This window comes from Marinomonas sargassi (assembly GCF_025716875.1).
In the GTDB taxonomy this organism is placed as follows: Bacteria; Pseudomonadota; Gammaproteobacteria; order Pseudomonadales; family Marinomonadaceae; genus Marinomonas; species Marinomonas sargassi.
Map to the genome: position 1 here is coordinate 837,339 of NZ_JAOVZB010000001.1, position 22,858 is coordinate 860,196.

The 22,858-nt window shown below is 43.1% G+C and carries 17 protein-coding genes; 8 read left to right on the forward strand and 9 right to left on the reverse strand.

What is annotated here, in order from left to right; translation table 11 throughout:
• Position 1: 1 nt before the first annotated feature.
• The 3 genes from OFY17_RS04040 to OFY17_RS04050 form a co-directional block, all read right to left on the reverse strand.
• A complete protein-coding gene (locus tag OFY17_RS04040; protein WP_263529419.1) occupies positions 2–628 on the reverse strand; it encodes a DsbA family protein in 627 nt (208 codons plus the stop codon).
• A 219-nt stretch (positions 629–847) separates the two neighbouring features.
• Positions 848–2,044 (reverse strand): amino acid aminotransferase, encoded by a 1,197-nt coding sequence (locus OFY17_RS04045; protein WP_263529420.1) that lies wholly within the window; start codon positions 2,042–2,044, stop codon positions 848–850.
• 276 nt (positions 2,045–2,320) lie between these two features.
• Positions 2,321–2,515, reverse strand: coding sequence for a PA3496 family putative envelope integrity protein (locus OFY17_RS04050; RefSeq protein ID WP_263529421.1), 195 nt, complete (start codon positions 2,513–2,515; stop codon positions 2,321–2,323).
• 185 nt (positions 2,516–2,700) lie between these two features.
• On the opposite strand from OFY17_RS04050, the gene uvrD reads away from it, so the two are divergent.
• From uvrD to OFY17_RS04065, 3 genes are all read left to right on the forward strand, one after another.
• A complete protein-coding gene (gene uvrD / locus OFY17_RS04055) occupies positions 2,701–4,914 on the forward strand; it encodes a DNA helicase II (RefSeq protein WP_263529422.1) in 2,214 nt (737 codons plus the stop codon).
• A gap of 285 nt (positions 4,915–5,199) precedes the next feature.
• Entirely contained in the window at positions 5,200–6,324 is a 1,125-nt protein-coding gene (locus OFY17_RS04060; RefSeq protein WP_263529423.1) for a TRAP transporter substrate-binding protein, read from the forward strand.
• 251 nt (positions 6,325–6,575) lie between these two features.
• Positions 6,576–7,688, forward strand: a complete 1,113-nt coding sequence (locus OFY17_RS04065; protein ID WP_263529424.1) for a TRAP transporter substrate-binding protein — start codon at positions 6,576–6,578, stop codon at positions 7,686–7,688.
• A gap of 100 nt (positions 7,689–7,788) precedes the next feature.
• On the opposite strand, the gene OFY17_RS04070 is transcribed toward OFY17_RS04065, so the two are convergent.
• The 6 genes from OFY17_RS04070 to OFY17_RS04095 all read right to left on the reverse strand — a co-directional run bounded on the left by OFY17_RS04070 (position 7,789) and on the right by OFY17_RS04095 (position 15,670).
• Complete coding sequence (locus tag OFY17_RS04070) at positions 7,789–8,469, reverse strand: 1-pyrroline-5-carboxylate dehydrogenase (RefSeq protein ID WP_263529425.1); 681 nt, start codon at positions 8,467–8,469, stop codon at positions 7,789–7,791.
• A gap of 12 nt (positions 8,470–8,481) precedes the next feature.
• Complete coding sequence (putA, locus tag OFY17_RS04075) at positions 8,482–11,604, reverse strand: bifunctional proline dehydrogenase/L-glutamate gamma-semialdehyde dehydrogenase PutA (RefSeq protein ID WP_263529426.1); 3,123 nt, start codon at positions 11,602–11,604, stop codon at positions 8,482–8,484.
• Positions 11,605–11,788: 184 nt separating this feature from the next.
• Complete coding sequence (locus tag OFY17_RS04080; RefSeq protein ID WP_263529427.1) at positions 11,789–12,556, reverse strand: AraC family transcriptional regulator; 768 nt, start codon at positions 12,554–12,556, stop codon at positions 11,789–11,791.
• Positions 12,557–12,754: 198 nt separating this feature from the next.
• On the reverse strand, positions 12,755–13,717 hold the full coding sequence (locus tag OFY17_RS04085; protein WP_263529428.1) for an NADPH:quinone reductase: 963 nt from the start codon (positions 13,715–13,717) through the stop codon (positions 12,755–12,757).
• 19 nt (positions 13,718–13,736) lie between these two features.
• The gene (locus OFY17_RS04090; RefSeq protein WP_263529429.1) at positions 13,737–15,125 is read right to left on the reverse strand and encodes a TRAP transporter large permease; all 1,389 of its coding nucleotides are present in this window, start codon (positions 15,123–15,125) and stop codon (positions 13,737–13,739) included.
• On the reverse strand, positions 15,125–15,670 hold the full coding sequence (locus OFY17_RS04095) for a TRAP transporter small permease subunit (RefSeq protein ID WP_263529430.1): 546 nt from the start codon (positions 15,668–15,670) through the stop codon (positions 15,125–15,127). The genes OFY17_RS04090 and OFY17_RS04095 overlap by 1 nt, the downstream gene beginning before the upstream one ends.
• Positions 15,671–16,123: 453 nt before the next feature.
• On the opposite strand from OFY17_RS04095, the gene OFY17_RS04100 reads away from it, so the two are divergent.
• The 5 genes from OFY17_RS04100 (at position 16,124) to phoU (ending at position 22,755) form a co-directional block, all read left to right on the forward strand.
• Positions 16,124–17,092, forward strand: a complete 969-nt coding sequence (locus OFY17_RS04100) for a PstS family phosphate ABC transporter substrate-binding protein (protein WP_263529431.1) — start codon at positions 16,124–16,126, stop codon at positions 17,090–17,092.
• A 107-nt stretch (positions 17,093–17,199) separates the two neighbouring features.
• Positions 17,200–19,458 carry an ABC transporter permease subunit gene (locus OFY17_RS04105; RefSeq protein WP_263529432.1) on the forward strand — a complete coding sequence of 753 codons (2,259 nt, stop codon included), beginning with the start codon at positions 17,200–17,202 and terminating at the stop codon, positions 19,456–19,458.
• An 11-nt stretch (positions 19,459–19,469) separates the two neighbouring features.
• Positions 19,470–21,173 carry a phosphate ABC transporter permease PstA gene (gene pstA / locus OFY17_RS04110; protein ID WP_263529433.1) on the forward strand — a complete coding sequence of 568 codons (1,704 nt, stop codon included), beginning with the start codon at positions 19,470–19,472 and terminating at the stop codon, positions 21,171–21,173.
• Between the two features lie 20 nt (positions 21,174–21,193).
• Positions 21,194–22,024, forward strand: coding sequence for a phosphate ABC transporter ATP-binding protein PstB (pstB, locus tag OFY17_RS04115; protein WP_318013646.1), 831 nt, complete (start codon positions 21,194–21,196; stop codon positions 22,022–22,024).
• A gap of 14 nt (positions 22,025–22,038) precedes the next feature.
• A complete protein-coding gene (gene phoU / locus OFY17_RS04120; RefSeq protein ID WP_263529434.1) occupies positions 22,039–22,755 on the forward strand; it encodes a phosphate signaling complex protein PhoU in 717 nt (238 codons plus the stop codon).
• The last annotated feature ends 103 nt before the right edge of the window (positions 22,756–22,858 follow it).

Here is a 22,858-nt window from a genome sequence, read left to right on the forward strand (position 1 = left end):
GCTATGACAGCGCCTTTTTTATTGCCTCAAGCATACTAGAGTGATCTTTGTAATCTAATGGTATCGAGACAAGTTGATCGGCAATGAGTAGCGCGATGGAAGGGAAAGAGTTTAATCCAAGGTGTCTAGCTTGTTGAATCTCATCTTCTAGCAAAGCGTTATCTTTGACATGCTGCATGGACTTTAAAAAGCTATCTGCCTTTAACCCTATTTGTTCAGCACATTCACTTAAGGTATCTAAATCTGATGGATTCTTAGCATTCAAATAGTAGGCCTTTTGAATCGCATGGTACATTTCATCTTCTAGACTGGTATCTCGTGCGACATAACAAGCTCGACAAGCAGGATAGGTAGAGCGACGTGGAGACGCAGATCGCCAAAACTCATAGTTAAACTCTGTACCCAATGTACTTTGTATTCTCTGCCATGTCGCTTCAAGCCCCGCTTTCATACCTTCTTCCATAGGCCTGTCTGAGTCTACAGCTAAGCCACCAAGTAGGTATTGAATATTTAGCTCATCGGCATCGATAAGTGGCTGTAAGGCGCTTTTTAGCTTGTCCCATGTGGGGCGAAACCCCCAGCACCAACTGCACATAGGGTCGTAACAATAGATGAGAGTGGCCGTCATACATGCCTCCAAAAACTTAAATAATGAAAAACTGAGTGCTATAACTTAGCAACTTATTGATAAATAAAGAACAAAAGAAAGAGCCTAATACAAAAAAAGCGGCTATCACCCTAAAGTGATAACCGCTTTTTAATGGAATCTAAATCTAGGGAAGGTACGAACAAGTCCACTGGCTTCAGCGTGTGGATAAACCTTTATTATTCGCACCTTCCCTAGAGCTTAGCTTTTAAGTGTTGCAGCAATAGCGTCACATAAAGGTTCCATGTTGTTGTGAGTCATGCCCGCAACATTGATACGCCCTGAACCAACAATGTAAATGCCGTAGTCTCTACGTAATTGCGCAACCTGATCAGGGGTAAGGCCAGAAAAAGAGAACATACCTTGTTGTTGAGATATGAAGGAAAAGTCCTGATCGACACCTTTAGATTTCAATGTGTTAACAAACAAGCTTCTCATTTCATGTATACGAGTACGCATATCTTTCAACTCACTTTCCCATAATGAGTACAGTTCTGAATCATTAAGTATTTCAGATACAACTGCAGAACCGTGGGAAGGTGGGTTTGAATAGTTCGTGCGAATACAGCGTTTCACCTGAGTAAAAGCGGCCTCAGCTTGATCTGTACTGTCACAAACAATCGTTAATGCGCCAACACGTTCGTTATAAAGACCGAAGTTCTTTGAGAAAGAACTAGCGATTAGCATTTCAGGAACGTGTTCAAGGAAGGTTCTTAAGCCTTGCGCATCTTCCGTTAGATCTTGTCCAAACCCTTGGTATGCGAAATCAAATAAAGGTAAGAAGCCTTGTTTACTTGCTAATTTAGCAAGTTGGTACCATTGCTCAGGGGTTGGATCGATTCCTGTTGGGTTATGGCAGCAACCATGGAATAGAACAACATCACCTTCAGGCACTTGTGACAAGCTTGCTAGCAAAGCCTCAAAGTCCAGAGATTTGCTGTTAGCATTATAGTAAGAATAACTACCTACTTCTAATCCAACGGATTGAAAAACTGACTGATGATTAGCCCAAGTTGGGTTACTGACCCAAATCGTAGCGCCAGAAAGGTGTTTTTTTATGAATTCTGCAGCAACACGAAGTGCGCCTGTACCGCCAGGTGTATGGGCAGTTTTGGCAAGTTGCTTAGCAATAATATTGTGATTTTGCCCAAACAAAAGCTTTTGGACTGCAGAGCAGTAAGCTGGAGAGCCTTCAATGCTCAAGTAGCTTTTTGATTGCTCTTTCGTTAATAAGCGTTCTTCTGCCAATTTAACGGCTTTTAAAATAGGTGTATTACCGTTTTCATCTTTGTATACACCAACACCCAAATTAATTTTATTTGGGTTTTCATCTTTCTTGTAAGCGTCATTCAGACCAAGAATTGGGTCTGCAGGAGCGGCTTGAATGTGTTCAAACATGGTAACTCCCCCAAGAGGGTTATTTTCTGTTCTTATTATGGGTTTAGAGGATCTAAAAAATCAGAGCATATGGTACTCCAAGACGCCAATAACAGCTATAAATTGCTTAAATTAGGAGGGGGTTATCACGTATATATTTGTATATTTAGGAGAAGTCGTTCTATTTATGGCAGAAGAGGCTCATCATCAATCAAATTGATCAATGAAAGTGTGGGTACAGTTTAAGAAAGGTGCTATTTTTTGGGGGCACCTTTCTTAGGTAAAGATCAAGAAATGTTAATCATCCCAACCGCTGGAAATATTTTCATTTAAACGTTTTTCTTCTAAATGCTGTTCAATTGCGCGGCGGGCTTTTAACATACGTGCCGCGTCTTCCTTTTGATTTTTTTGTTTGATTTCATTATCCAAGCTAATAGATGCATGCATAATGTCAGTTTTTACTTCAGTTAATGTTTCGGAAACATTGCTCATCGTGACACCCTTTTGGCCTTACGACGACATAGAAGCGCATAGACTACTGTCATCGATAGTTGAAAAAAGACAAAATAGACAGACAACTCATGTTCAAGTTAATAAAAAACATAATTTGCACAAAAATCAACCTATTTTTAACTGTTTTTTATGACAAATAAATTAATTAACCACGGCGGAATGTAATGGACGTTTCTTTTATTCTCGATTCTCTCAATGATAAGCAAAGGGAGGCAGTCGCTGCTCCTCTTCAAAATAGCTTGGTATTAGCTGGTGCGGGGTCGGGTAAAACACGTGTATTGGTACATCGAATTGCTTGGCTTATGCACGCCTATGAATTATCGCCATATAGCTTAATGGCCGTGACTTTTACTAATAAAGCCGCTCGTGAAATGCAAGGCCGTATTGAGCAGTTAGTAGGTGTGCCACCGCAAGGTATGTGGGTTGGTACTTTCCATGGTTTGGCACATAGATTACTGCGAGCTCATTGGCGTGATGCTGGTTTGAAAGAGAACTTTCAAATAATGGACAGCGATGATCAGCTACGTTTGATTAAGCGAATCATGCGAGAACTGAATATCGACGATACTCGATGGCCGCCAAAGCAAGTGTCGTGGTTTATTAATGCTCAAAAAGATGAAGGTCGACGTGCTGCCCATGTGCCAGATAGCCATGATCCATTCTCCAAAGGTATGCGTGAACTTTATTATCACTATGAGGAAGCCTGTGAACGAGGAGGCTTGTTAGACTTTGGTGAGTTATTACTGCGTGCCCATGAGTTGATGTTAAGTACTCCTGCACTGTTGCGCCATTATCAAGAACGTTTTCGCCATGTGCTGGTGGATGAGTTTCAGGACACCAACACCATTCAATATGCTTGGTTGAGAATCATGGTGGGTGACCAGGGCACCATCACGGCGGTGGGGGATGACGATCAATCCATTTATGGTTGGCGTGGTGCAAAAATAGAAAACATTCAAAATTTTACTAAAGATTTCAATGATGTAGGCACAATTCGATTAGAGCAAAACTACCGTTCGACAGGCCATATCCTAAATGCGGCTAATGGCTTGATCAAAAACAACGACGATAGACTAGGCAAAGAGCTGTGGACGGACAGTGGGGAAGGCGACCCTATTTCCCTATATGCAGGTTTCAATGAGCAAGATGAAGCACGTTTTATTGTCGGCATCATCAAGCAATGGCGTGATAAAGGCACCAGCTTATCGGATATGGCAATACTGTATCGCTCCAATGCCCAGTCTCGTGTACTGGAAGAATGCCTAGTTAGGGAACAGATTTCATATCGTATATATGGTGGGCACAGATTCTACGACAGGCTAGAGATCAAAAATGCATTAGCTTACGCTCGCTTAGCTCTTGATCCTAATGATGATGGCGCCATGGAGAGGATCATCAATGTTCCTCCTAGGGGGATTGGTGAGCGAAGTATTGGTACACTTCGAGAAATTGCCCGTGATAATGGCTTCTCTATGTGGCAAGCAGCTCAAGAAGTGGTTCGTCAGTCTCTAATGACAGCGCGAGCAACTAATGCAATTAAAGCCTTCCTCCATCTTATTGAAGGGTTAAGTGCAACGGTTAATAACCCTGAGCTGAACTTAAACGATGTATTTGAACAGGTCATTGAAGAAGCTGGCTTGATCCCTTTCCATGAGAAAGAGAAAGGTGAGAAAGGCGAGGCACGTATCGAGAACTTAAAAGAGTTGGTGGGTGCCGCTGGTGGCTTTAGCTGGAGTGAAGAAGATCAAGAATTTAACTCACCTCTAATGGCCTTCCTCGACGAAGCTGTTTTGAATGCTGGTGAAGCTCAAGCAGATGAATACCAAGATGCTGTCCAGCTGATGACTTTACACTCTGCAAAAGGCCTAGAATTCCCATTGGTGTTCCTAACGGGCGTGGAAGAAAATCTTTTTCCGAGCAAAATGTCTTTCGAAGAGCCGGGTCGCTTAGAAGAAGAGCGCCGACTTTGTTATGTAGGCATAACGCGTGCTATGGAAAAGCTCTACATCACCTACGCTGAGTCGCGCCGTCTCTTTGGTAGTGAGTCTTTCAATAGTCCTTCGCGTTTTATTAAAGAAATTCCAGCGGAATGTTTGGAGGAAGTGCGTTTACGCTCGCAAGTGAGTCGTCCTGTTTCTTTAGATCGTCCAGACTACAACCTAGAAAAAATGAAGCTGAAGAACAGCAGTGTCTTGAATCAACATAAAGCTCCTGAAGTGAACGTCAGCATGGGGGATAGAGTCAAACACCCTGTGTTTGGCGAAGGTTTAGTGATTAACTACGAAGGTCAAGGTCCCCAAGCCCGCGTTCAGGTCAATTTTGATGATGAAGGCAGCAAGTGGTTGGTCTTATCTTTTGCAAAATTAGAAGTGCTTTAAATAGCGAAAAAGCCCTTAATTGAATAGAAAGGCTATAAAAATGCCATTAAGTTGAATTTTTAGCTTTTTTATTTAAATAAAGGTTGAGCATAGACCTAGCAATTCTTATCATCCATAGCCCTTGTTAAGCATGTTGCCGAGCAAGGGCTTTTTCTTGTCTACCTTAAAAAAATAACAACATTTTATAGAAGCATGGTTATAAAAAGCTGAAGAGAAGTTTCTTTATACCAATGCTTTTAATAGACGCTTATTTTTAATACCTAACTTATTCCCAGAGGGGAAAATATGTCGAACCTAATCAAGTTGAGTAAATTCGCTTTTGTTGGATTGTTCGCCGTTTTATTGGTTGCCTGTGGTGGCTCTGATAAACAAGAAGAACAAGTTACAGAAAAAACAAATTCTGAAACAAAGGTACAAAGTTTTGAATGGAAAATGGTCACATCTTGGCCGAAAAACTTTCCAGGTATCGGTACCAGTGCTGAATCTCTAGCAAAGAACATAACGGAAATGTCTGGTGGCCGTTTAACGGTTAAAGTATATGCGGCAGGTGAGCTAGTACCACCATTGGAAGTGTTTGATGCCGTTTCTCGTGGCACTGCAGAAATGGGTCACAGTGCCTCTTACTACTGGAAAGGCAAAGTGCCCGCTGCACAGTTCTTTACGACAGTACCTTTTGGCCTGACAGCACAAGAGTTTAATGCTTGGGTTTATCACGGTGGTGGTTTAGAGCTATGGGAAGAACTGTATGCTCCTTTCAATGTGATTCCTATGCCAGCAGGCAACCCAGGTGCACAAATGGGTGGTTGGTTTAATAAAGAAATCAATTCTTTAGCAGACTTCCAAGGTTTGAAAATGCGTATGCCGGGCTTAGGTGGAGAAGTACTTAAGAAAATTGGTGCGACACCAATTAACCTGCCAGGCGGTGAAATTTTCACATCTCTTCAAACCGGTGCTATTGACGCAACTGAGTGGGTTGGACCATATAACGACCTAGCTTTTGGTTTATACAAAGCGGCTAAGTACTACTACTACCCAGGTTGGCATGAGCCGGGTTCAGCGGTAGAAGCTATCTTCAATAAAGATGCTTTTGAAGCTTTGCCTGCCGACTTACAAGCCATTGTTCGTATTGCAACACAGCAAGCGAACTTAGATATGCTAAGTGAGTTTACTGCCCGTAATAACGCTGCGTTACAAACTTTGGTTAATGACCATGGTGTTATTTTGAAGCCTTTCCCAGAAGATTTATTGGAAGCGCTAAAACAAGCGTCTCAAGAAACTCTAGAAGAAGTGGCTGCTAGCGATGCGGATAGCCAAAAAGTATATGACGCTTTTAAAGCATTCCGTAGCTCAGTAAGCGATTGGCATGATGTTTCTGAGCGTGCCTTTATTAATGGCCGAGCAAACGACTAAGTTAATTTTATCGTTTTATCTTGGTTGAAAAAGCCCCATTATTTTTAATAATGGGGCTTTTCTTTTTTTAATAATAAGAAAGTTACCAAAACGCAAAAAAGAACTTGAGGATAGGGGCATCAATTCATACTATTTCGTTACTTAGTTTATAAAAATGGCTAATACTTTCTTTAGCTATTTTGAAAAACAAAGGTCAAGCAAGCCGGTTACTTAATGGAAAACATAAAAATAAATATCCTGAGGAAAACATAATGAGAAAAATACAAACATGGAGCAAGTTAGCTCTTGTTAGTTTAGCAACAGCGACATTAGTGGCATGCGGAGGCTCTGATAAAGCCGAAGAAACCGCTAAAGTAGAGAAAAAAGTAGAAACCATTGAATGGAAAATGGTGACAACTTGGCCAAAAAATTTCCCAGGGTTAGGTACTGGTGCTGAGAATTTAGCAAAAAGTATTAATGATATGTCCAATGGTCGCTTAAACATTACAGTCTATGCGGCCGGTGAGCTTGTTCCACCTTTAGAAGTATTTGATGCGGTATCCCGTGGTACAGCTCAAATGGGCCATGGTGCTGCGTATTATTGGAAAGGTAAAGCGCCTGCAGCTCAATTCTTTACTGCGGTACCTTTTGGTTTTACCGCTCAAGAGATCAACTCTTGGATTCACCATGGTGGCGGTTTGAAGCTATGGGAAGAAATTTACGCCCCATTTAATTTGATTCCAATGGCAGCTGGTAACACAGGCGTACAAATGGGTGGTTGGTTTAACAAAGAAATCAATTCCCTTGAAGACTTCCAAGGCTTAAAAATGCGTATCCCGGGCTTGGGTGGCGAAGTCTTGAAGAAAGTAGGCGGCACACCAATTAACTTGCCGGGTGGTGAAATCTTTACTTCACTACAGACGGGAGCTATTGATGCGACTGAGTTTGTTGGCCCATACAACGATTTAGCTTTTGGTTTGTATAAAGCCGCTAAATTCTACTACTACCCGGGCTGGCATGAGCCAGGTTCTACAATGGAAGCGCTTTTCAACAAAGAAGCATTTGAAGCTCTACCGCAGGATCTACAGCTAATTGTCCGCGCAGCGACACGTCAAGCCAACGCAGAAATGCTTGATGAGTTCACAGCGTTGAACAACTCTGCTCTACAAACTTTGGTGAATGAGCATAACGTTATCCTTAAACCTTTCCCTGCTGATGTATTGTCTGCATTGAAAAAAGCATCTGATGAGACATTAGAAGAGGTTGCCTCTGCAGATCCACTAAGTCGAAAAGTGTATGACTCGTTTAAAGACTTTGGTAGCAAGGTTCGAGCATGGCACGAAGTGTCTGAACGTGCTTATATCAATGGTCGTGAGACAGAATAAACAGGGTTATAGCTTAAAAAGAGCCCCTTTTACTGAAGAGTAAAAGGGGCTCTTTTTTTGGGCTACTTTGCTGTTAGGTTTTGTCAGCTTATGAGCAGGATTAATCTGCTTTGCTGCCAAGTTCTAACAGGGTTGCGTTTCCGCCAATAGCCGTTGTATTTATGGATACAGTTTTTTCGGTTATGAAATTTAGAATATAGTTAGGCTTTGCTATTCTTGCTAACGTATCACTGGTTTCAGCGACCAGTTGGCAAAGTAAACCTTCTTTTGCTGCTAGTCTTGAGTTCAATGACTTGGCTTTTTTCATATCACATAGGATGGCCACACCAGCTAACGAGTCAGCTTCTAGTAAAGCATCTAAAACCACATCACTGATATTCTGCACAACACCTTCAGGGAGCAAAGGCTGCAGTATATCTATAAGGCGCTTTCCTTCTAACCCTGACGTAATAATAGGGTTACCAGCAACTAACGCTGTGTAAACTTGGCCAACTAACGCTGTGCTGACATGTTCACCTGCGAGATCGTTTAAGCATAGAAATGGCCCTCTACCTTGAGAAAATAGCTCATTACGCTCACCTGTTGGTCCCGGCATAATCTGCTTATCAGCTATTTTTTCTTGGGCATTATTGAGCTGCCACTCTGCCATTTTTTGCTGTTCTTCAGCTAATAAAGGGAGTGTTTTTCTTAGCGCATCACAGCGCCCAGTGACACCCAGTCTGTCCCATCGCTCAAAAGCATTTAAAGCGACCTGAATTTGGTTTGTATGTGTTGTTGTCATAGTCGTTTTCCTCTAAAGCTCTTTCTCTAATGCGAAACGTGGAAGGTAGTGGGGACCGCCTGCTTTTGGCCCAGTGCCCGATAAACCTTGGCCACCAAATGGCTGTACACCAACAACAGCACCAACTTGGTCACGGTTAAGGTAAATGTTACCGACACGAGCGCGATCAACAATACGGGCACACGTTGTTTCGTTTCGGCTATGGACGCCCATGGTGAGACCGAACCCTGAGTTGTTAATGGTGTCGATAATCTGGTCTAGCTCACGAGCTTTATAGCGCACGACATGCAAAATAGGGCCGAACTTTTCATCCGAGATTTGATTGATGTTATCTATTTCAAATGCCGTAGGTGGTACAAAGGTGCCATTTTCAGCAAAGCTAGGTAATGCTGCTTGAGCAATTAATTTACCTTTTACTTTCATGTCTTCTATATGGTCTAAGAGCATTTCTTGGGCGTTTTTATCGATAACTGGGCCCACATCCGTACTATGTAAATAGGGTAGACCGACAGATTGCTCTTTCATGGCACCCTTAATCATCACAATAACTTTATCGGCAATGTCTTCTTGCACAAATAAGACACGTAGAGCTGAACAACGTTGGCCTGCAGACGCAAAGGCAGAGCGAACCACATCTCGTACTACTTGTTCTGGAAGAGAGGTGGAGTCCACTAACATGGCATTTTGCCCACCTGTTTCAGCGATAACAGGAATAGGGTCAACATCACGGTTTGATAAGCTACGATTAATCCTTTGTGCAGTACCCGTTGAGCCAGTAAAAGCCAGCCCTGCAATATGTGGATTATTCGTAAGGTTATTCCCTATATAAGAGCCTTTACCTATAACAAGGTGCAGCACATTGGTTGGAATACCCGCTTCGTGGAGAAGCTCTACGGTACGAAAAGCAATAAGACTTGTCTGCTCAGCAGGTTTGGCGATAACGGTATTACCCGTTACTAATGCGGCAGCCACTTGACCCATAAAGATAGCTAAAGGGAAATTCCACGGACTAATGCAAACAAATACACCTCGCCCCACTATTTGAACCCTTTTTTCATTTTTCAGAAAATCTGTATATATTTTTTCGCCAGATAAATGATCCCTTGCCTGTTGGGCGTAATAACGACAGAAGTCGACGGCTTCTCTTACTTCATCAAGGCTATCTTGAATTGTTTTGCCTGCTTCCCTGTGGCAGATAGCAACCAGCTCTGCATAGTTTTCCTCTAGCAAGTCTGCGGCTTTCTCTAAGCAATTAGCGCGTTCACCCATAGTGAGAGAAGACCAAGCAGGGAAAGCCTCTTGAGCGATATTAATGGCTTCATCGACAGTGCTTGGTTCGGCGCAATCAACTTTACCCACTACTTGAGAGTGATCGTAAGGGCTTTTTACGATTGGAGAGTTATTCGTCGCCACTTTTTCGCCGCCAACGAGAGAGTATCCGCGCCACTGTATATCTGCTGACATAAAGTGATTTACCTTCTCTTGGAAAGGAGTCCACTCGGAATCTATTTCAATATTTGGAGCGAATGAGTTTTTTCTGTCGTTGAATAAGCTCTCAGGTAGCTTGATATAAGGGTTAGCCAAAGACTGGCGCCCTTCCAATAAGGTAACAGGGTGTTCTACCAAATTTTCTACTGGGTAGCTGGCATCGATCAGTCTGTGAACAAATGAGCTGTTGGCACCATTTTCTAATAAGCGACGTACAAGGTAAGGAAGGAGATCCTTATGGCTGCCTACAGGGGCATAAATACGGACACAGATATTATTCTTGTCTATTAAATGGTTATAAAGTGCGTCTCCCATACCGTGTAAACGTTGGAATTCGAACTCATCTGTTGTCGCATCTAGCTGCGTCGCCATAGTATGAATGGTCGCTATGGTATGGGCATTGTGGCTAGCAAACTGAGGGAACAAGTTAGCGCGAGTATGTTCACTTAATAGGAAGTGCGCACAAGCAAGGTAAGACACGTCGGTTGCTTCTTTTCGTGTATAAACAGGGTAGCCGTTCACGCCTTTTTGCTGGCAGAGCTTAATCTCTGAATCCCAGTAAGCCCCTTTTACTAGACGTACAGGAATACGTTTACCTTGTTGCTTGGATAACGCCGTAAGCCAAGCTAAAACAGCTAGGGCGCGTTTTGAGTAAGCTTGTACAACAAGGCCAAACAAGTTCCAATCATTGGTTACTTCATCAAGAAATAACTTCTCGAACAGTTTTAAAGACAGCTCTAAACGGTCGGCTTCCTCTGCATCTATGGTAATGCCTACATTGACGGCGCGAGCTTGCTGAATAAGCCCTTTAACGCTTTCAAACAGCTCTGTCATGACTCGTTCTTCACAACCTGTTTCGTAACGAGGGTGAAGTGCAGAAAGCTTAATGGAAATGGTTGGACGATGATCCTGTTTATAAGAATCCTTACCAACGGACTGAATCGCTCGTTCATAAGAAGTCAGATACTTTTTAGCATCGTCTGCGGTTAATGCAGCTTCTCCAAGCATATCGAAAGAATAGGTGTAGCCTCTATCGCGGTATTTTTTACCTCGGGATAGCGCTTCTTTAATATCACGACCCAAAACAAACTGATGCCCCATAATCTTCATGGCTTGGTTCATTGCTTTGCGAATGACAGGCTCGGATACACGGTTCACCATGCGGTTTACTAAATTAGCCGGTGAGCCGTCTTGCTTTTCACTCATGGTCACGACTTTGCCCGTAAGCAATAGACCCCAAGTAGAAGCATTGACGAAGAAGGAATCTGAATTCTTAGTGTGTGATGCCCAATCCGCAACACTGAGTCGGTCTTTAATAAAAGCATCAGCGGTGTCTTTGTCTGGCACGCGCATTAGGGCTTCGGCAAGGCACATAAGTAAAATGCCTTCTTTGGTGTCCAGACTGTATTCCAACAAAAGCGCATCAATCATAGACATGCTCTCGTCATCTTTACGTACCTCAGTAATCAAATGGAAGGCATTATCTGTTTGAGTTTTTAATTGTTCTGCTGATGGTTTGGCAAGAGGTAAAAGCTCTTTTAGCCAGCTTTCTTCATCAACTTTATAAAGAGGAGAAATGAGCGACCATAGCGTGCTGGGTGATTGATTTATGAAGCTTGGGTTAAGCACTTCAATAGCTGTAAACATGATTATGTTCTCCCGCATTAGTATAAAAATAATGACGACACTTTAATCATTAGGGGAAGATACTGTCTTTCGAAAAACTCGGTTTTTTTTACAAAAAAATCCGATCAACTAAATTAAAAATAGACGTGACTGAGGAGATATAACAGTAAGAGGTTTTATGCAAAGGAAATGAGGTTAACTAGTATCAGAGTAAACTTTTTTGAAACTTCACAGGCGAAACCCCCAGTACCTGAGTAAAGACACTGGTCATGGCACTTTGGCTAGAAAAGCCTGACATTTCTGCCACTTGAATAGGGGTGAAACCTTCCCTAAGTAGGTGTTTAGCTCGTTCTAAGCGTTTACGCATTAGATATTGATGAGGTGTGATACCTGTTTTTTCTTTAAATCGCTCATGGAATTGGCTAACACTGAGGAAACAAAAATTAGCCAATTGATCTATGTGCACACGACGAGATAAGTTTAACTCGATAAACTGGTCAAGCTTATCTATGTCTAAATGCTTTCCTCGAATTGTTTTACTTTGATTGTTGATTTGGTGTCTAACGGCACTGAGTAGCGTGTTACCACAAGCCCTAGCTAGCATAGGGTCGTCTGGATATTGTTGTAATTCACCTGATAAGGCAGAAGCCAGAATTTGTAAACGCGGATTCAATTGAAAGTAGGCGGCTTGGTCAAATAAACGTGAAACAACCTCATACTCTTCATCGGTAATTGCTTTTTGGGGAGGAACCGGTAAGTTGACCAGCATAATGCGGTTTTCCCCTAACCCTGCAAAAGCATGGCTGTTCTCAGAAGGAAGAATACAACCTTCCCCCATATGCATTTGTTTGCCTTTACCTTGGATATCGAAGTCCGTATTGCCGTCCAATACCACTACTAGCTGGTGGTAGTCGTGATCGTGGGCACTGGCTTCGCTTGGTAGGCTTAAAATGTCAGAGTCGAGTTTGGTCACAAAGAGTCCATCTGAAGGCGTGTGTCATTATCAAAAGTATAATGGGGGAAAGGCTAACCGAAAGCAAACAAGCTGAATGCTGCCTATTAGCAACGACAAGCTCAACGTCTTTTAGAGCCATAAAACCCACATAAAAAGAAGGCTTTGATGTGGTTTGGTAAACCTAATCAAAGCCTTTATTTATAAGGAGTCTAGGTCTTAGTTTTCGATACTAATGACTAGGTTTCCTAGCGCACCACTTTTCAATACATCTTCATGGGCTTGCGGTAATTCTTCAAGAGCGTAAGCGCGTCGTACAACAGGCTTCAAAACACCTTTCTCAAACAAAGGGCGTAATGATTTAGCGATGAGCGCTAATTCAGCTGGTTTGATTTGCGCTAACGCAACACCGATAACAGAAGCGTCACGAGCCATTAAGTCCCTAGGGTTGATTTCAACCGTACCTCGGTTACCAACAACCGCAACACAACCACCCACAGCCAGAGCTTTTAAATCTTGGTTTAGGTTATGGTTGGCTAACATTTCGATAACGATATCAAAGCCTGCCTCTAGCGACTGATAAGGTGCTAGGTGGCCTTCTTCATTGTGCATGATGACATCGCCCACACCTTGTTGACGAAGTAACTCTGCGCCTTCTGAGGTGCCTGAGCTAGCAACCACTTCCATTCCCGAAGCTAGGGCGAGTTGTACAGCGGCAAGGCCAACGGCACCTGTGGCACCATGAATTAATACCTTGTCTCCAGCCTGTGCGTTGGCACGACCAAACAAAGCTCGGTGAGCTGTTGTATAAGGAATGCCAATGCCAGCTCCTTCTTCAAAAGACAGGCAGTCTGCCAATGGGAAGGTATGAGTAGTGGCACACACCGCATACTCAGCAGAAGAACCTGTTAGGTTGCGACTGAAATACACACGTTGACCAACTTCTAAGCCCACAACATTCTTACCTAACTCGACGATAGTTCCAGCGCCGTCTAAGCCCGGAGTGTGAGGGAAGTTAGCTGTGTAGTTGTTTGTACCCGAGCGAATGTAAGTGTCTACTGGGTTGACGCCTGCAGCCCCAACCTTAACTAGAATTTGATCTTCATTAATCGTAGGAACAGCGGTCTCCACTAAGGATAAATCATTCGCTGTACCGTAATTCATAATCTGCATAGCTTTCATTTATAGGTCCTCTATAAAGTTAGTTTGCGTACACTTGCTCAGGTAACCAAGTGGCAAGCTCTGGCCAGATAACTAGCATAACGAGTACAAATAGCTGTATCAAAATAAAGGGTAGCACCCCTTTATAAATAGACTGAGTTTTCACTTCTGGTGGTGCAACACCGCGTAGATAGAATAAAGCAAAACCAAACGGCGGTGTTAAGAAGGACGTCTGTAAGTTGATAGCCATCATAATACCCAACCAAACAGGGTCTAACCCCATTGCCAATAACACAGGGGCGACGATCGGAACGACCACAAAAGTGATTTCAATAAAGTCTAGAATGAAACCAAGCACAAACATCAGCAGCATTACGACTAAGAGTGCACCGTATACACCACCAGGTAGATGAGAGAAGAACTCTTCAATTAACTCTTCACCACCAAAGCCTCGGAACACCAATGAGAACAAAGACGCGCCGATCAAAATCATAAATACCATGGAGGTGACTTTCGTAGTCGAGTACACGGCATCTTTTAGGGTCGGTAAACTCAACTTTCCACTGGCAAGAGCTAAAATAGCGGCACCAAATGCACCCACACCAGCGGCTTCTGTTGGTGTGGCGATACCACTTAGAATAGAGCCCAACACAGAGAAGATAAGAACCAGTGGTGGAACTAAACCTTTAAACAATTGAAGAGCAAGAGGCTCCGTTGAGCCACTACGCAATTCATCCCGCGGTACCGCTGGCGCTTTATGGGGTTGTAGCCAAGCCACCATGATTACGTACAGGATGTACAAGCCAACTAATATTAGACCCGGAATCAATGCGCCGACAAAAAGGTCGCCAACTGAAATGGTTTTTGGAGAGAAGATCCCCATTTCTAATTGCGCTTTTTGGAAGGCATTGGACATAACATCCCCCAATAGCACTAAGGCAATGGAAGGTGGAATAATCTGCCCCAATGTACCTGTCGCACAGATAGTGCCTGTTGCTAATGCTGGGTCGTAGCCACGGCGTAGCATAGTAGGCAGCGATATCATGCCCATGGTCACAACGGTTGCACCAACAATACCAGTACTCGCGGCGAGTAACATGCCCACTATGATTACAGAGATACCTAAGCCGCCACGTAGCGTACCAAATAGCATCGCCATGGAATCGAGCAGTTTTTCTGCAAGTTTAGACTTTTCTAATAGTACGCCCATGAGAACAAATAGCGGTACGGCGATTAAGGTTTCATTTCCTATGATGCCAAATAAGCGGTTTGGTAAAGCTTCGAGGAAAATACCATCAAAGGTGCCAAATAAAGAGCCAACACCTGCAAATATTAATGCTGTACCACCTAGAGAAAAGGCGACCGGGTATCCAAATAAAAGGCAAAGGCAAACCGCAGCAAAAAGCCATAAAGGAAGAAATTCAGCCATTACTTGACCCCTTCATTTGTTGTAGTAGCAGTGGGAATGTTTTCACGGCTAGAAAGAATAACGCCAACATTTTTCAAAATGTCAGCAATACCTTGAATAATCAGCGATATCATCATCACAGGAATCAGGGTTTTTAATAAATAAACGAAAGGTAGCCCGCCAGGTTGAGGAGAGGTCTCCAACACATTCCAAGATGCGCCAACATAATTAGCACTTAAATAAGCGGTATAGAGGGTAAAGGGCAATAAAAAGAATACACCACCGATGACATTTACCCCTGCCTTCTTAGTTGCAGAGAAGCCACGATAGAAAACATCAACACGAACATGCTCGTCGTCTTTAAAGGTATAAGCGGCACCTAGCATAAACACCATAGCGTGGAGATACAGCACAGACTCTTGCAGGGCGATGGAACCAAAATCAAAGCCATAGCGCAGCAATACAATAAGACAGGTAAGTAGCATCATACCCAACGTGAGCCAAGCGACGCATTTTCCAGTGTAATGGGAAATGGTCTCAGCAAAACGGACCAGTTTATTTAACATAGAGAAAAGTACCCATAATGTTTTAATTGTTATTTTTCAAACGCTTCTATAAAGCGGAAAAATAGGGAGGGTTAGTCTATTGGATAACGCCACTTATGGGAATATGTTACCCAGTGTAAATACCATGTAATAAGGCGTTTGAGGGTTTATTGGAGGGATATAGGTTGAGAAAGACAGTCTGTCTAATCTAAAAAATTCGTTCTACTTACGTATATAAAAAAGCTGCTCCTTTTATATGTACAGCAATAACCTCACAAGAGCGGCCTTTATCCCCTCTATATATATCGTAAATTTTCCCTGTTTAATTTGCAGCTTTTAGGCCCTGTGCTAAATTTTTTAGAAATATTTCATTCTTTAACATTTCTGTCACATTTCTTTTTTATAGTAGCAACCATCGAAAGAGACATGAGCATTTGCTCGTATTATTTGACTATAACCATTGGGGTTTATGAAATGAAAAAACTAGTTGCAGGCTTAGCAATCACAGCAGCAATGGGCGTTTCTGTTAACGCTATCGCAAGTGTTGATTCAAACTTAATGACTTACACTAAATCAAGCGGTGTTTCTGGTAACATCTCTAGTGTTGGTTCTGATACTCTAGCAAACCTAATGACTCTATGGGCAGAAGACTTCAAGCGTCTATACCCAAATGTAAACATTCAAATTCAAGCGGCTGGTTCTTCTACTGCGCCACCAGCTTTGACTGAAGGTACATCTAACTTCGGTCCTATGTCTCGTACAATGAAAGACAAAGAAATCGCTGCTTTCGAAAAGAAATTCGGTTACAAGCCAACTGCTATCCCAGTTGCTATCGACGCTCTAGCAGTATTCGTACACAAAGATAACCCAATCAAAGGTTTGTCTCTTCCTCAAGTTGACGCAATCTTCTCTTCTACTCGTAAAGGTGGTTACAGCGAAGACATCACTAACTGGGGTAAAGCAGGTTTGACTGGTGCTTGGGCTGGCCGTGACGTTCAATTGTTCGGTCGTAACTCAGTATCTGGTACTTACGGTTACTTCAAATCAAACGCTCTTTTCAAAGGTGACTTTAAAAACAGCGTAAATGAGCAGCCTGGTTCTGCATCTGTAGTACAATCTGTTTCAACTTCTCTAAATGGTATCGGCTACTCTGGTATTGGTTACAAAACGTCTTCAGTACGTGCTTTGCCAATCGCTAAGAAAGAAGGCGGTGCATTTGTTGAAGCTTCATTAGAAAATGCAGCAACTGGTAAGTACCCTCTGTCTCGCTTCCTTTACGTTTACGTAAACAAAGCGCCTAACAAGCCGTTAGCACCACTACAACGTGAATTCGTTAAAATGGTTCTTTCTAAAATGGGTCAAGAGGTTGTTGTAAAAGACGGTTACGTACCTCTACCAGCTAAAGTTGCTGATCGTTACCTAGACAAACTAGGTATCAAGTAAGCTTAGCGATTCGGATAGAACGTATAGAAGCAGGATAGTTTAATCACTATCCTGCTTTTTCGCTCTAATCTGTGTCATAAAAATGTCACAAAAAAAGATGAAATCGGATGACTAAAACAACTGACCATCAGATGCCTGAGCTGGATTTTGATACACCAGCGTTAAAGCGTCACCGTAAAATTCGCGCCCTGAAAGACCGTGCGGCTGGAACGGGTATTGCCATCGGCGGCAGCAGCGTAATCCTTGCTGTATTGCTGATTTGTTTTTACCTTCTTTATGAAGTAGCCCCTCTTTTCATGGGTGCTTCTATTGAGCATAAGGCGACCTACTCGCTACCTGCTCAGCAAGAAGGGGAAAGCCTTTATTTAACCACGGAAGAGCAAGCCGAGATTGGGATGCGTGTTGCTAGTAATGGCAGCATTGTTTTCTTTTCTATTGCAGACGGATCTGTAATTCAAACAGTAACTAACCCTCGTGAAGAGAAGGTTACCGGTTTTGCAGTAGAATCCGATACAAGTGGTTTGTTAGCATTTGGCTATGAAGACGGTAAAGTCCTGGTGACGAAACACAATTACCGTATTTCTTACCCAGACGGCGTACGTCAAATCACACCATTTGTTGAATACCCTTATGGTGAAGATGCGATTCAAGTTGCCGATTTCTCAATTACTAATTTGTCGTTCCGTGAAGGTGAAGAAGGTTTCACTTTAGCGGCGTCAGGTGAGTCTCAAAGCACTATTCTGAAAGTCACTAAGGATGTTAACTTCATCACAGAAGAAGTTGAGTTAACAGAAGAGCAAGAAACCTTACCTTTCATTGAAAATACTCATAGTTTATTAGTCAGTGGTAATCAGCGTTATTTATACGTTGCTACAGAGTCTGGCCAAGTTAATGAGTTTGATCTGCGTGACTTTAGCAACATTCGTTTAAAAGACACGATTCAAGCCTTAGAAGGTGATGCTCAACTTGTCTCGATGAGTTACTTACTAGGTAATACCTCAGTGATGCTAGCGGACTCTTCAGGTCGAGTAAGCCAGTGGTTTAATGTTCGTGATAACTCAACCAATGAAGAGAAGCTGACTTTCATCCGTGATGTTGATCAGACATCTGGTTTAACGAATATCGCGATGGAGCAACGTCGTAAAGGTTTTGCGACACTAGATGATCGTGGACTGGTTGCTGTTTACAATGCCACTTCTGAGCGTCAAGTGATTGATGAAGTGTTGAGCGACGAAAGTGCTCGACTCATCAGCTTTGCACCTCGTGCAAATGGTTTGTTGTTAGAAGATGGTAAGGGCATTCATTTCTATTATGTAGATAATGAGCACCCAGAGGTATCTTGGTCTTCTATTTGGGGTCAAGTTTGGTACGAAGATTATCAAGAACCGACTTACACTTGGCAGTCCTCGGCATCGGATAATGACTTCGAACCAAAATACAGCTTAATGCCATTGGCTTTCGGTACTTTGAAAGCAGCGTTCTACGCTATGTTAATGGCGGTGCCTTTGGCGATTTGTGGTGCGATCTACACGGCTTACTTCATGGCGCCAGCCTTACGTCGAAAAATAAAGCCTATTATCGAGTTAATGGAAGCATTGCCTACCGTTATTCTTGGTTTCTTAGCAGGTTTGTTCTTTGCGCCTTTCCTTGAGGAAAATCTAGCGGCTACTTTTAGTATCCTGATTATTTTACCTCTTGGTATTGTGGCCTTTGCTTACCTTTGGTCTCGTCTACCTCAGAACATTCGTTGGATGGTTCCTGAAGGCTGGCAGCCACTGCTTTTGATCCCAGTGATTATTCTGTTGGCTTGGTTCTGTCTAGGTATGAGTCCATTTATCGAGTTGTACGCGTTTGACGGTAATATTCGTGGTTGGATCACTAACGACCTAGGTATTACATTCGACCAACGTAATGCGCTGGTGGTTGGTTTTGCTATGGGCTTTGCGGTTATTCCGACAATCTTCTCTATTACCGAAGATGCGATCTTCAGTGTGCCAAAAGCCTTGACGCAAGGTTCTCTAGCCTTAGGTGCAACATACTGGCAAACCATGACACGCGTTGTTCTTCCAACCGCTAGTCCGGGTATCTTCTCGGCAGTCATGATTGGTATGGGCCGTGCGGTTGGTGAAACTATGATCGTACTTATGGCGACGGGTAATACACCAATTATGGACTTTAATATCTTTGAAGGTATGCGTACTTTAGCGGCTAACTTAGCGGTTGAGGTTCCTGAGTCCGAAGTGGGTAGCTCGCACTACCGAATTCTTTTCTTGGCGGCGTTTGTGTTGTTTATCTTTACTTTCATAGTGAACACCATCGCTGAAACTGTGCGTCAGCACCTACGCAAAAAATACGGGTCGTTATAATGAGCACTGAAATGAAAATGGAAAAAAAGTCCGTATCTGAATGGGTTCGCTCTGGTGATCCATGGGTGTGGTTAAACGCTGGCGCAGTGGCCATCTCAGTTATCATGGTAGTAGGTTTATTACTTTTGATTGCTGTTCGAGGTTTAAGTCATTTTTGGCCTGCTGATGTTGTGCAATCAACTTACTCTCTACCGGGTGAAACACCGTACACAGTGACGGCTGAGCGTGTAGAAAGTGTTGATGTTACTTCTGCACAGCTTCGTGAAGCGGGTATCAACCTTCCTGATGAAGGTGACAAACTGCTACAACGTACCTTGCTGAAAATGGGTAACCGTGATGTTTACGGTGCTGATTTTGGCTGGGTAATTGATCAATACATTAGCGATTCTCAAACACCAGAAATGTTGTTCACAGCAGAACGACACGAATGGGGTAACTTGTACGGCTATGTTAAGTCGGTAAAAGAGAATGGTCAGGTGGTGTCTGAAACTCAAGACATTACACCAACAGACTCTGCACTGGCGACATGGGCTGCTTTTGAGAAAAGCATTGAACGTGCGACTGAGATCCATCATGAGATCAAGGAAATTGAGAAGGCTGATATCGGCAAGATCAACTACGCCCTTGAGCGCATTCGTTTAGAGCAGCGCCGTCTTGAGTTGAATGATGATCTAACACCTGAAGCAGAAGCGGACCTTGCTGCAGAGCGTGCAATATACGATGCAGAATACAAAGGCCTTCAGCAACAATTGGCGGCACTTTATCAGCAAATCAACCGTGATACCTTCACTGTACAAGTGATGGATGGCACGGTGCATGAGATGCAGGTGTCTAAGATTGTTCATGCTTTCCGTCCTAACGCGATGGGTGTGGTTGAGAAGATGGGCTTCTACTTTGTGAAAGTGTGGGACTTCTTATCAGGCGAACCTCGTGAAGCCAATACAGAGGGTGGTGTATTCCCTGCTATCTTCGGTACTGTGATGATGGTCTTGTTAATGACAGTGTTGGTAACGCCTTTTGGTGTAGTTGCCGCTGTTTACTTGCGAGAGTATGCAACACAAGGTTTGATTACTCGAATCATTCGTATCGCGGTAAACAACTTGGCTGGTGTACCTTCCATTGTATACGGTGTATTTGGCTTAGGTTTCTTTATTTATTTCCTAGGTTCAGGTATCGACCAAGCCTTCTTCCCAGAAGCATTACCGTCACCAACATTTGGTACGGGTGGTTTGATGTGGGCGTCGATTACCTTGGCTCTTTTGACAGTACCTGTGGTTATTGTAGCGACAGAAGAGGGCTTATCTCGTATCCCTCGTAACGTCCGTGAAGGTAGCCTTGCATTAGGTGCAACTAAAGCTGAAACCTTATGGCGTGTGGTATTACCTATGGCAAGCCCTGCGATTATGACAGGGGTTATCCTTGCCGTTGCTCGTGCTGCAGGTGAAGTAGCGCCGCTAATGCTAGTAGGTGTTGTGAAATTAGCACCGACTTTACCATTAGATGGTAACTACCCATTTATTCACCTAGATCAAAAATTCATGCACTTAGGCTTCCACATCTACGACGTTGGTTTCCAAAGCCCGAACGTAGAAGCGGCTCGTCCGTTAGTGTATGCAACAGCCCTATTACTTGTGATGGTTATTGCCTTGTTGAATTTCTCAGCAGTGACTATTCGTAACCACCTACGTGAAAAATACAAATCGCTAGAAATGTAAGCGGAGAAGAAGAGATTATTATGAGCGAAGAACAAACACACTCAATTGATATTTCAGCGATGCAACGCAGCCAACAAGCGTTGAACATCGAAGACGAAACCGTTTGCCTTTCTGTAAAGGACTTGCACCTTTACTACGGCGAAAAAGAAGCACTTAAAGGGGTAGACATGGTCATCCCTGAGAAGAAAGTGACGGCATTTATCGGGCCTTCTGGTTGTGGTAAGTCGACTCTTCTTCGTTGCTTTAACCGCATGAATGATTTGGTTGATAGCTGCCGTATTACCGGTGAAATCAACCTTCATGACAGCAATATTTATGCGAAAGGAACAGACGTTGCTGAGCTTCGTCGTCGTGTTGGTATGGTATTCCAAAAGCCAAACCCATTCCCGAAAAGCATTTATGAAAACGTGGCTTACGGCCTACGTATTCAGGGCATTAACAAAAAGCGTGTCATCGACGAAACAGTTGAATGGGCGTTGCGCTCTGCAGCACTATGGGATGAAGTGAAAGATCGTCTTCATGAAAGTGCTTTGGGCATGTCTGGTGGTCAGCAGCAGCGTTTGGTTATTGCTCGTACCGTTGCAGTAAAACCTGAAGTGTTACTATTAGATGAGCCTGCTTCGGCGTTGGATCCAATCTCTACATTGAAAATTGAAGAGCTGATCCATGAGCTTAAGAATGATTTCACTATTGCTATCGTAACTCACAACATGCAGCAAGCAGCACGTGTTTCAGATTACACGGCGTTTATGTATATGGGGGATTTGATCGAATTCGGTGACACAAACACTTTGTTCACTAATCCGAGTAAGCAGCAAACGGAAGACTACATCACTGGTCGTTACGGCTAGTAGGAGGAAGAGTTATGAAAGAGTTAACTACGGATCATATTTCTCAGCAGTTCAATCAAGAACTCGAAATGTTACGCCAACACTTCCTTACTATGGGTGGTGTGGTAGAGACTCAAGTTGAAAATGCTGTACAGGCTTTGTTAGAAGCACAAGGTGAATTAGCAGAAGAAGTTCGAGAAAGAGATGCTTCTGTTAATCAGCTTGATGGACTTATTGATGAAGAATGTACGCGTATTCTAGCGAAACGCCAGCCAGCGGCATCGGATTTGCGTATGATTTTGTCAATCAGCAAAGCGGTGAGTGAGCTAGAGCGTATTGGTGATGAGGCGAAGAAGATTGCGTCATTGTCTTTGACTCTGATGGGTGAAGGTGAAACGCATCGCGGTTATGTTGAAATTAACCGTATTGGTCAAATGGTGTCTAAAATGATCAATCAATCTTTAGATGCTTACGCTCGTTTAGATGTCGATCTTGCGATTAAAGTGGCTAACAAAGACCGTAAAGTAGACAGAGAATACGAGACTGCTTTGCGTTCATTAGTGACTTATATGATGGAAGACCCTCGTAGCATTTCTAACATTATTAATGTTATCTGGGTACTTCGTTCATTAGAACGTATTGGTGACCATGCTCGCCATACCTGCCAGCATTTGATTTATATGATTAAAGGTGTTGATGTTCGCCACGTTAAGGCAAAAGACCTTAAATCTGAATTAGAAGACGCCGAATAAGCGTCTTTTTACTCCTCTCTTAATGACTCGAGTTGTTAAGAGAGGAGTCTCCCTTCTTCCCCTCTCTTTTTCTTAATGTTGCTTCTCTCTGGCTTTGTTATGA

Excerpts from the sequence above, each read along its gene's own strand:
- OFY17_RS04040 (WP_263529419.1), bottom strand. The coding sequence starts at position 628 with ATGACGGCCACTCTCATCTATTGTTACGACCCTATGTGCAGTTGGTGC.
- OFY17_RS04060 (WP_263529423.1), top strand. The coding sequence starts at position 5,200 with ATGTCGAACCTAATCAAGTTGAGTAAATTCGCTTTTGTTGGATTGTTC.
- OFY17_RS04065 (WP_263529424.1), top strand. The coding sequence starts at position 6,576 with ATGAGAAAAATACAAACATGGAGCAAGTTAGCTCTTGTTAGTTTAGCA.
- OFY17_RS04095 (WP_263529430.1), bottom strand. The coding sequence starts at position 15,670 with ATGTTAAATAAACTGGTCCGTTTTGCTGAGACCATTTCCCATTACACT.
- OFY17_RS04090 (WP_263529429.1), bottom strand. The coding sequence starts at position 15,125 with ATGGCTGAATTTCTTCCTTTATGGCTTTTTGCTGCGGTTTGCCTTTGC.
- pstB (WP_318013646.1), top strand. The coding sequence starts at position 21,194 with ATGAGCGAAGAACAAACACACTCAATTGATATTTCAGCGATGCAACGC.
- phoU (WP_263529434.1), top strand. The coding sequence starts at position 22,039 with ATGAAAGAGTTAACTACGGATCATATTTCTCAGCAGTTCAATCAAGAA.
- OFY17_RS04100 (WP_263529431.1), top strand. The coding sequence starts at position 16,124 with ATGAAAAAACTAGTTGCAGGCTTAGCAATCACAGCAGCAATGGGCGTT.
- OFY17_RS04085 (WP_263529428.1), bottom strand. The coding sequence starts at position 13,717 with ATGAAAGCTATGCAGATTATGAATTACGGTACAGCGAATGATTTATCC.
- uvrD (WP_263529422.1), top strand. The coding sequence starts at position 2,701 with ATGGACGTTTCTTTTATTCTCGATTCTCTCAATGATAAGCAAAGGGAG.
- OFY17_RS04050 (WP_263529421.1), bottom strand. The coding sequence starts at position 2,515 with ATGAGCAATGTTTCCGAAACATTAACTGAAGTAAAAACTGACATTATG.
- OFY17_RS04105 (WP_263529432.1), top strand. The coding sequence starts at position 17,200 with ATGACTAAAACAACTGACCATCAGATGCCTGAGCTGGATTTTGATACA.
- putA (WP_263529426.1), bottom strand. The coding sequence starts at position 11,604 with ATGTTTACAGCTATTGAAGTGCTTAACCCAAGCTTCATAAATCAATCA.
- pstA (WP_263529433.1), top strand. The coding sequence starts at position 19,470 with ATGAAAATGGAAAAAAAGTCCGTATCTGAATGGGTTCGCTCTGGTGAT.
- OFY17_RS04045 (WP_263529420.1), bottom strand. The coding sequence starts at position 2,044 with ATGTTTGAACACATTCAAGCCGCTCCTGCAGACCCAATTCTTGGTCTG.
- OFY17_RS04070 (WP_263529425.1), bottom strand. The coding sequence starts at position 8,469 with ATGACAACAACACATACAAACCAAATTCAGGTCGCTTTAAATGCTTTT.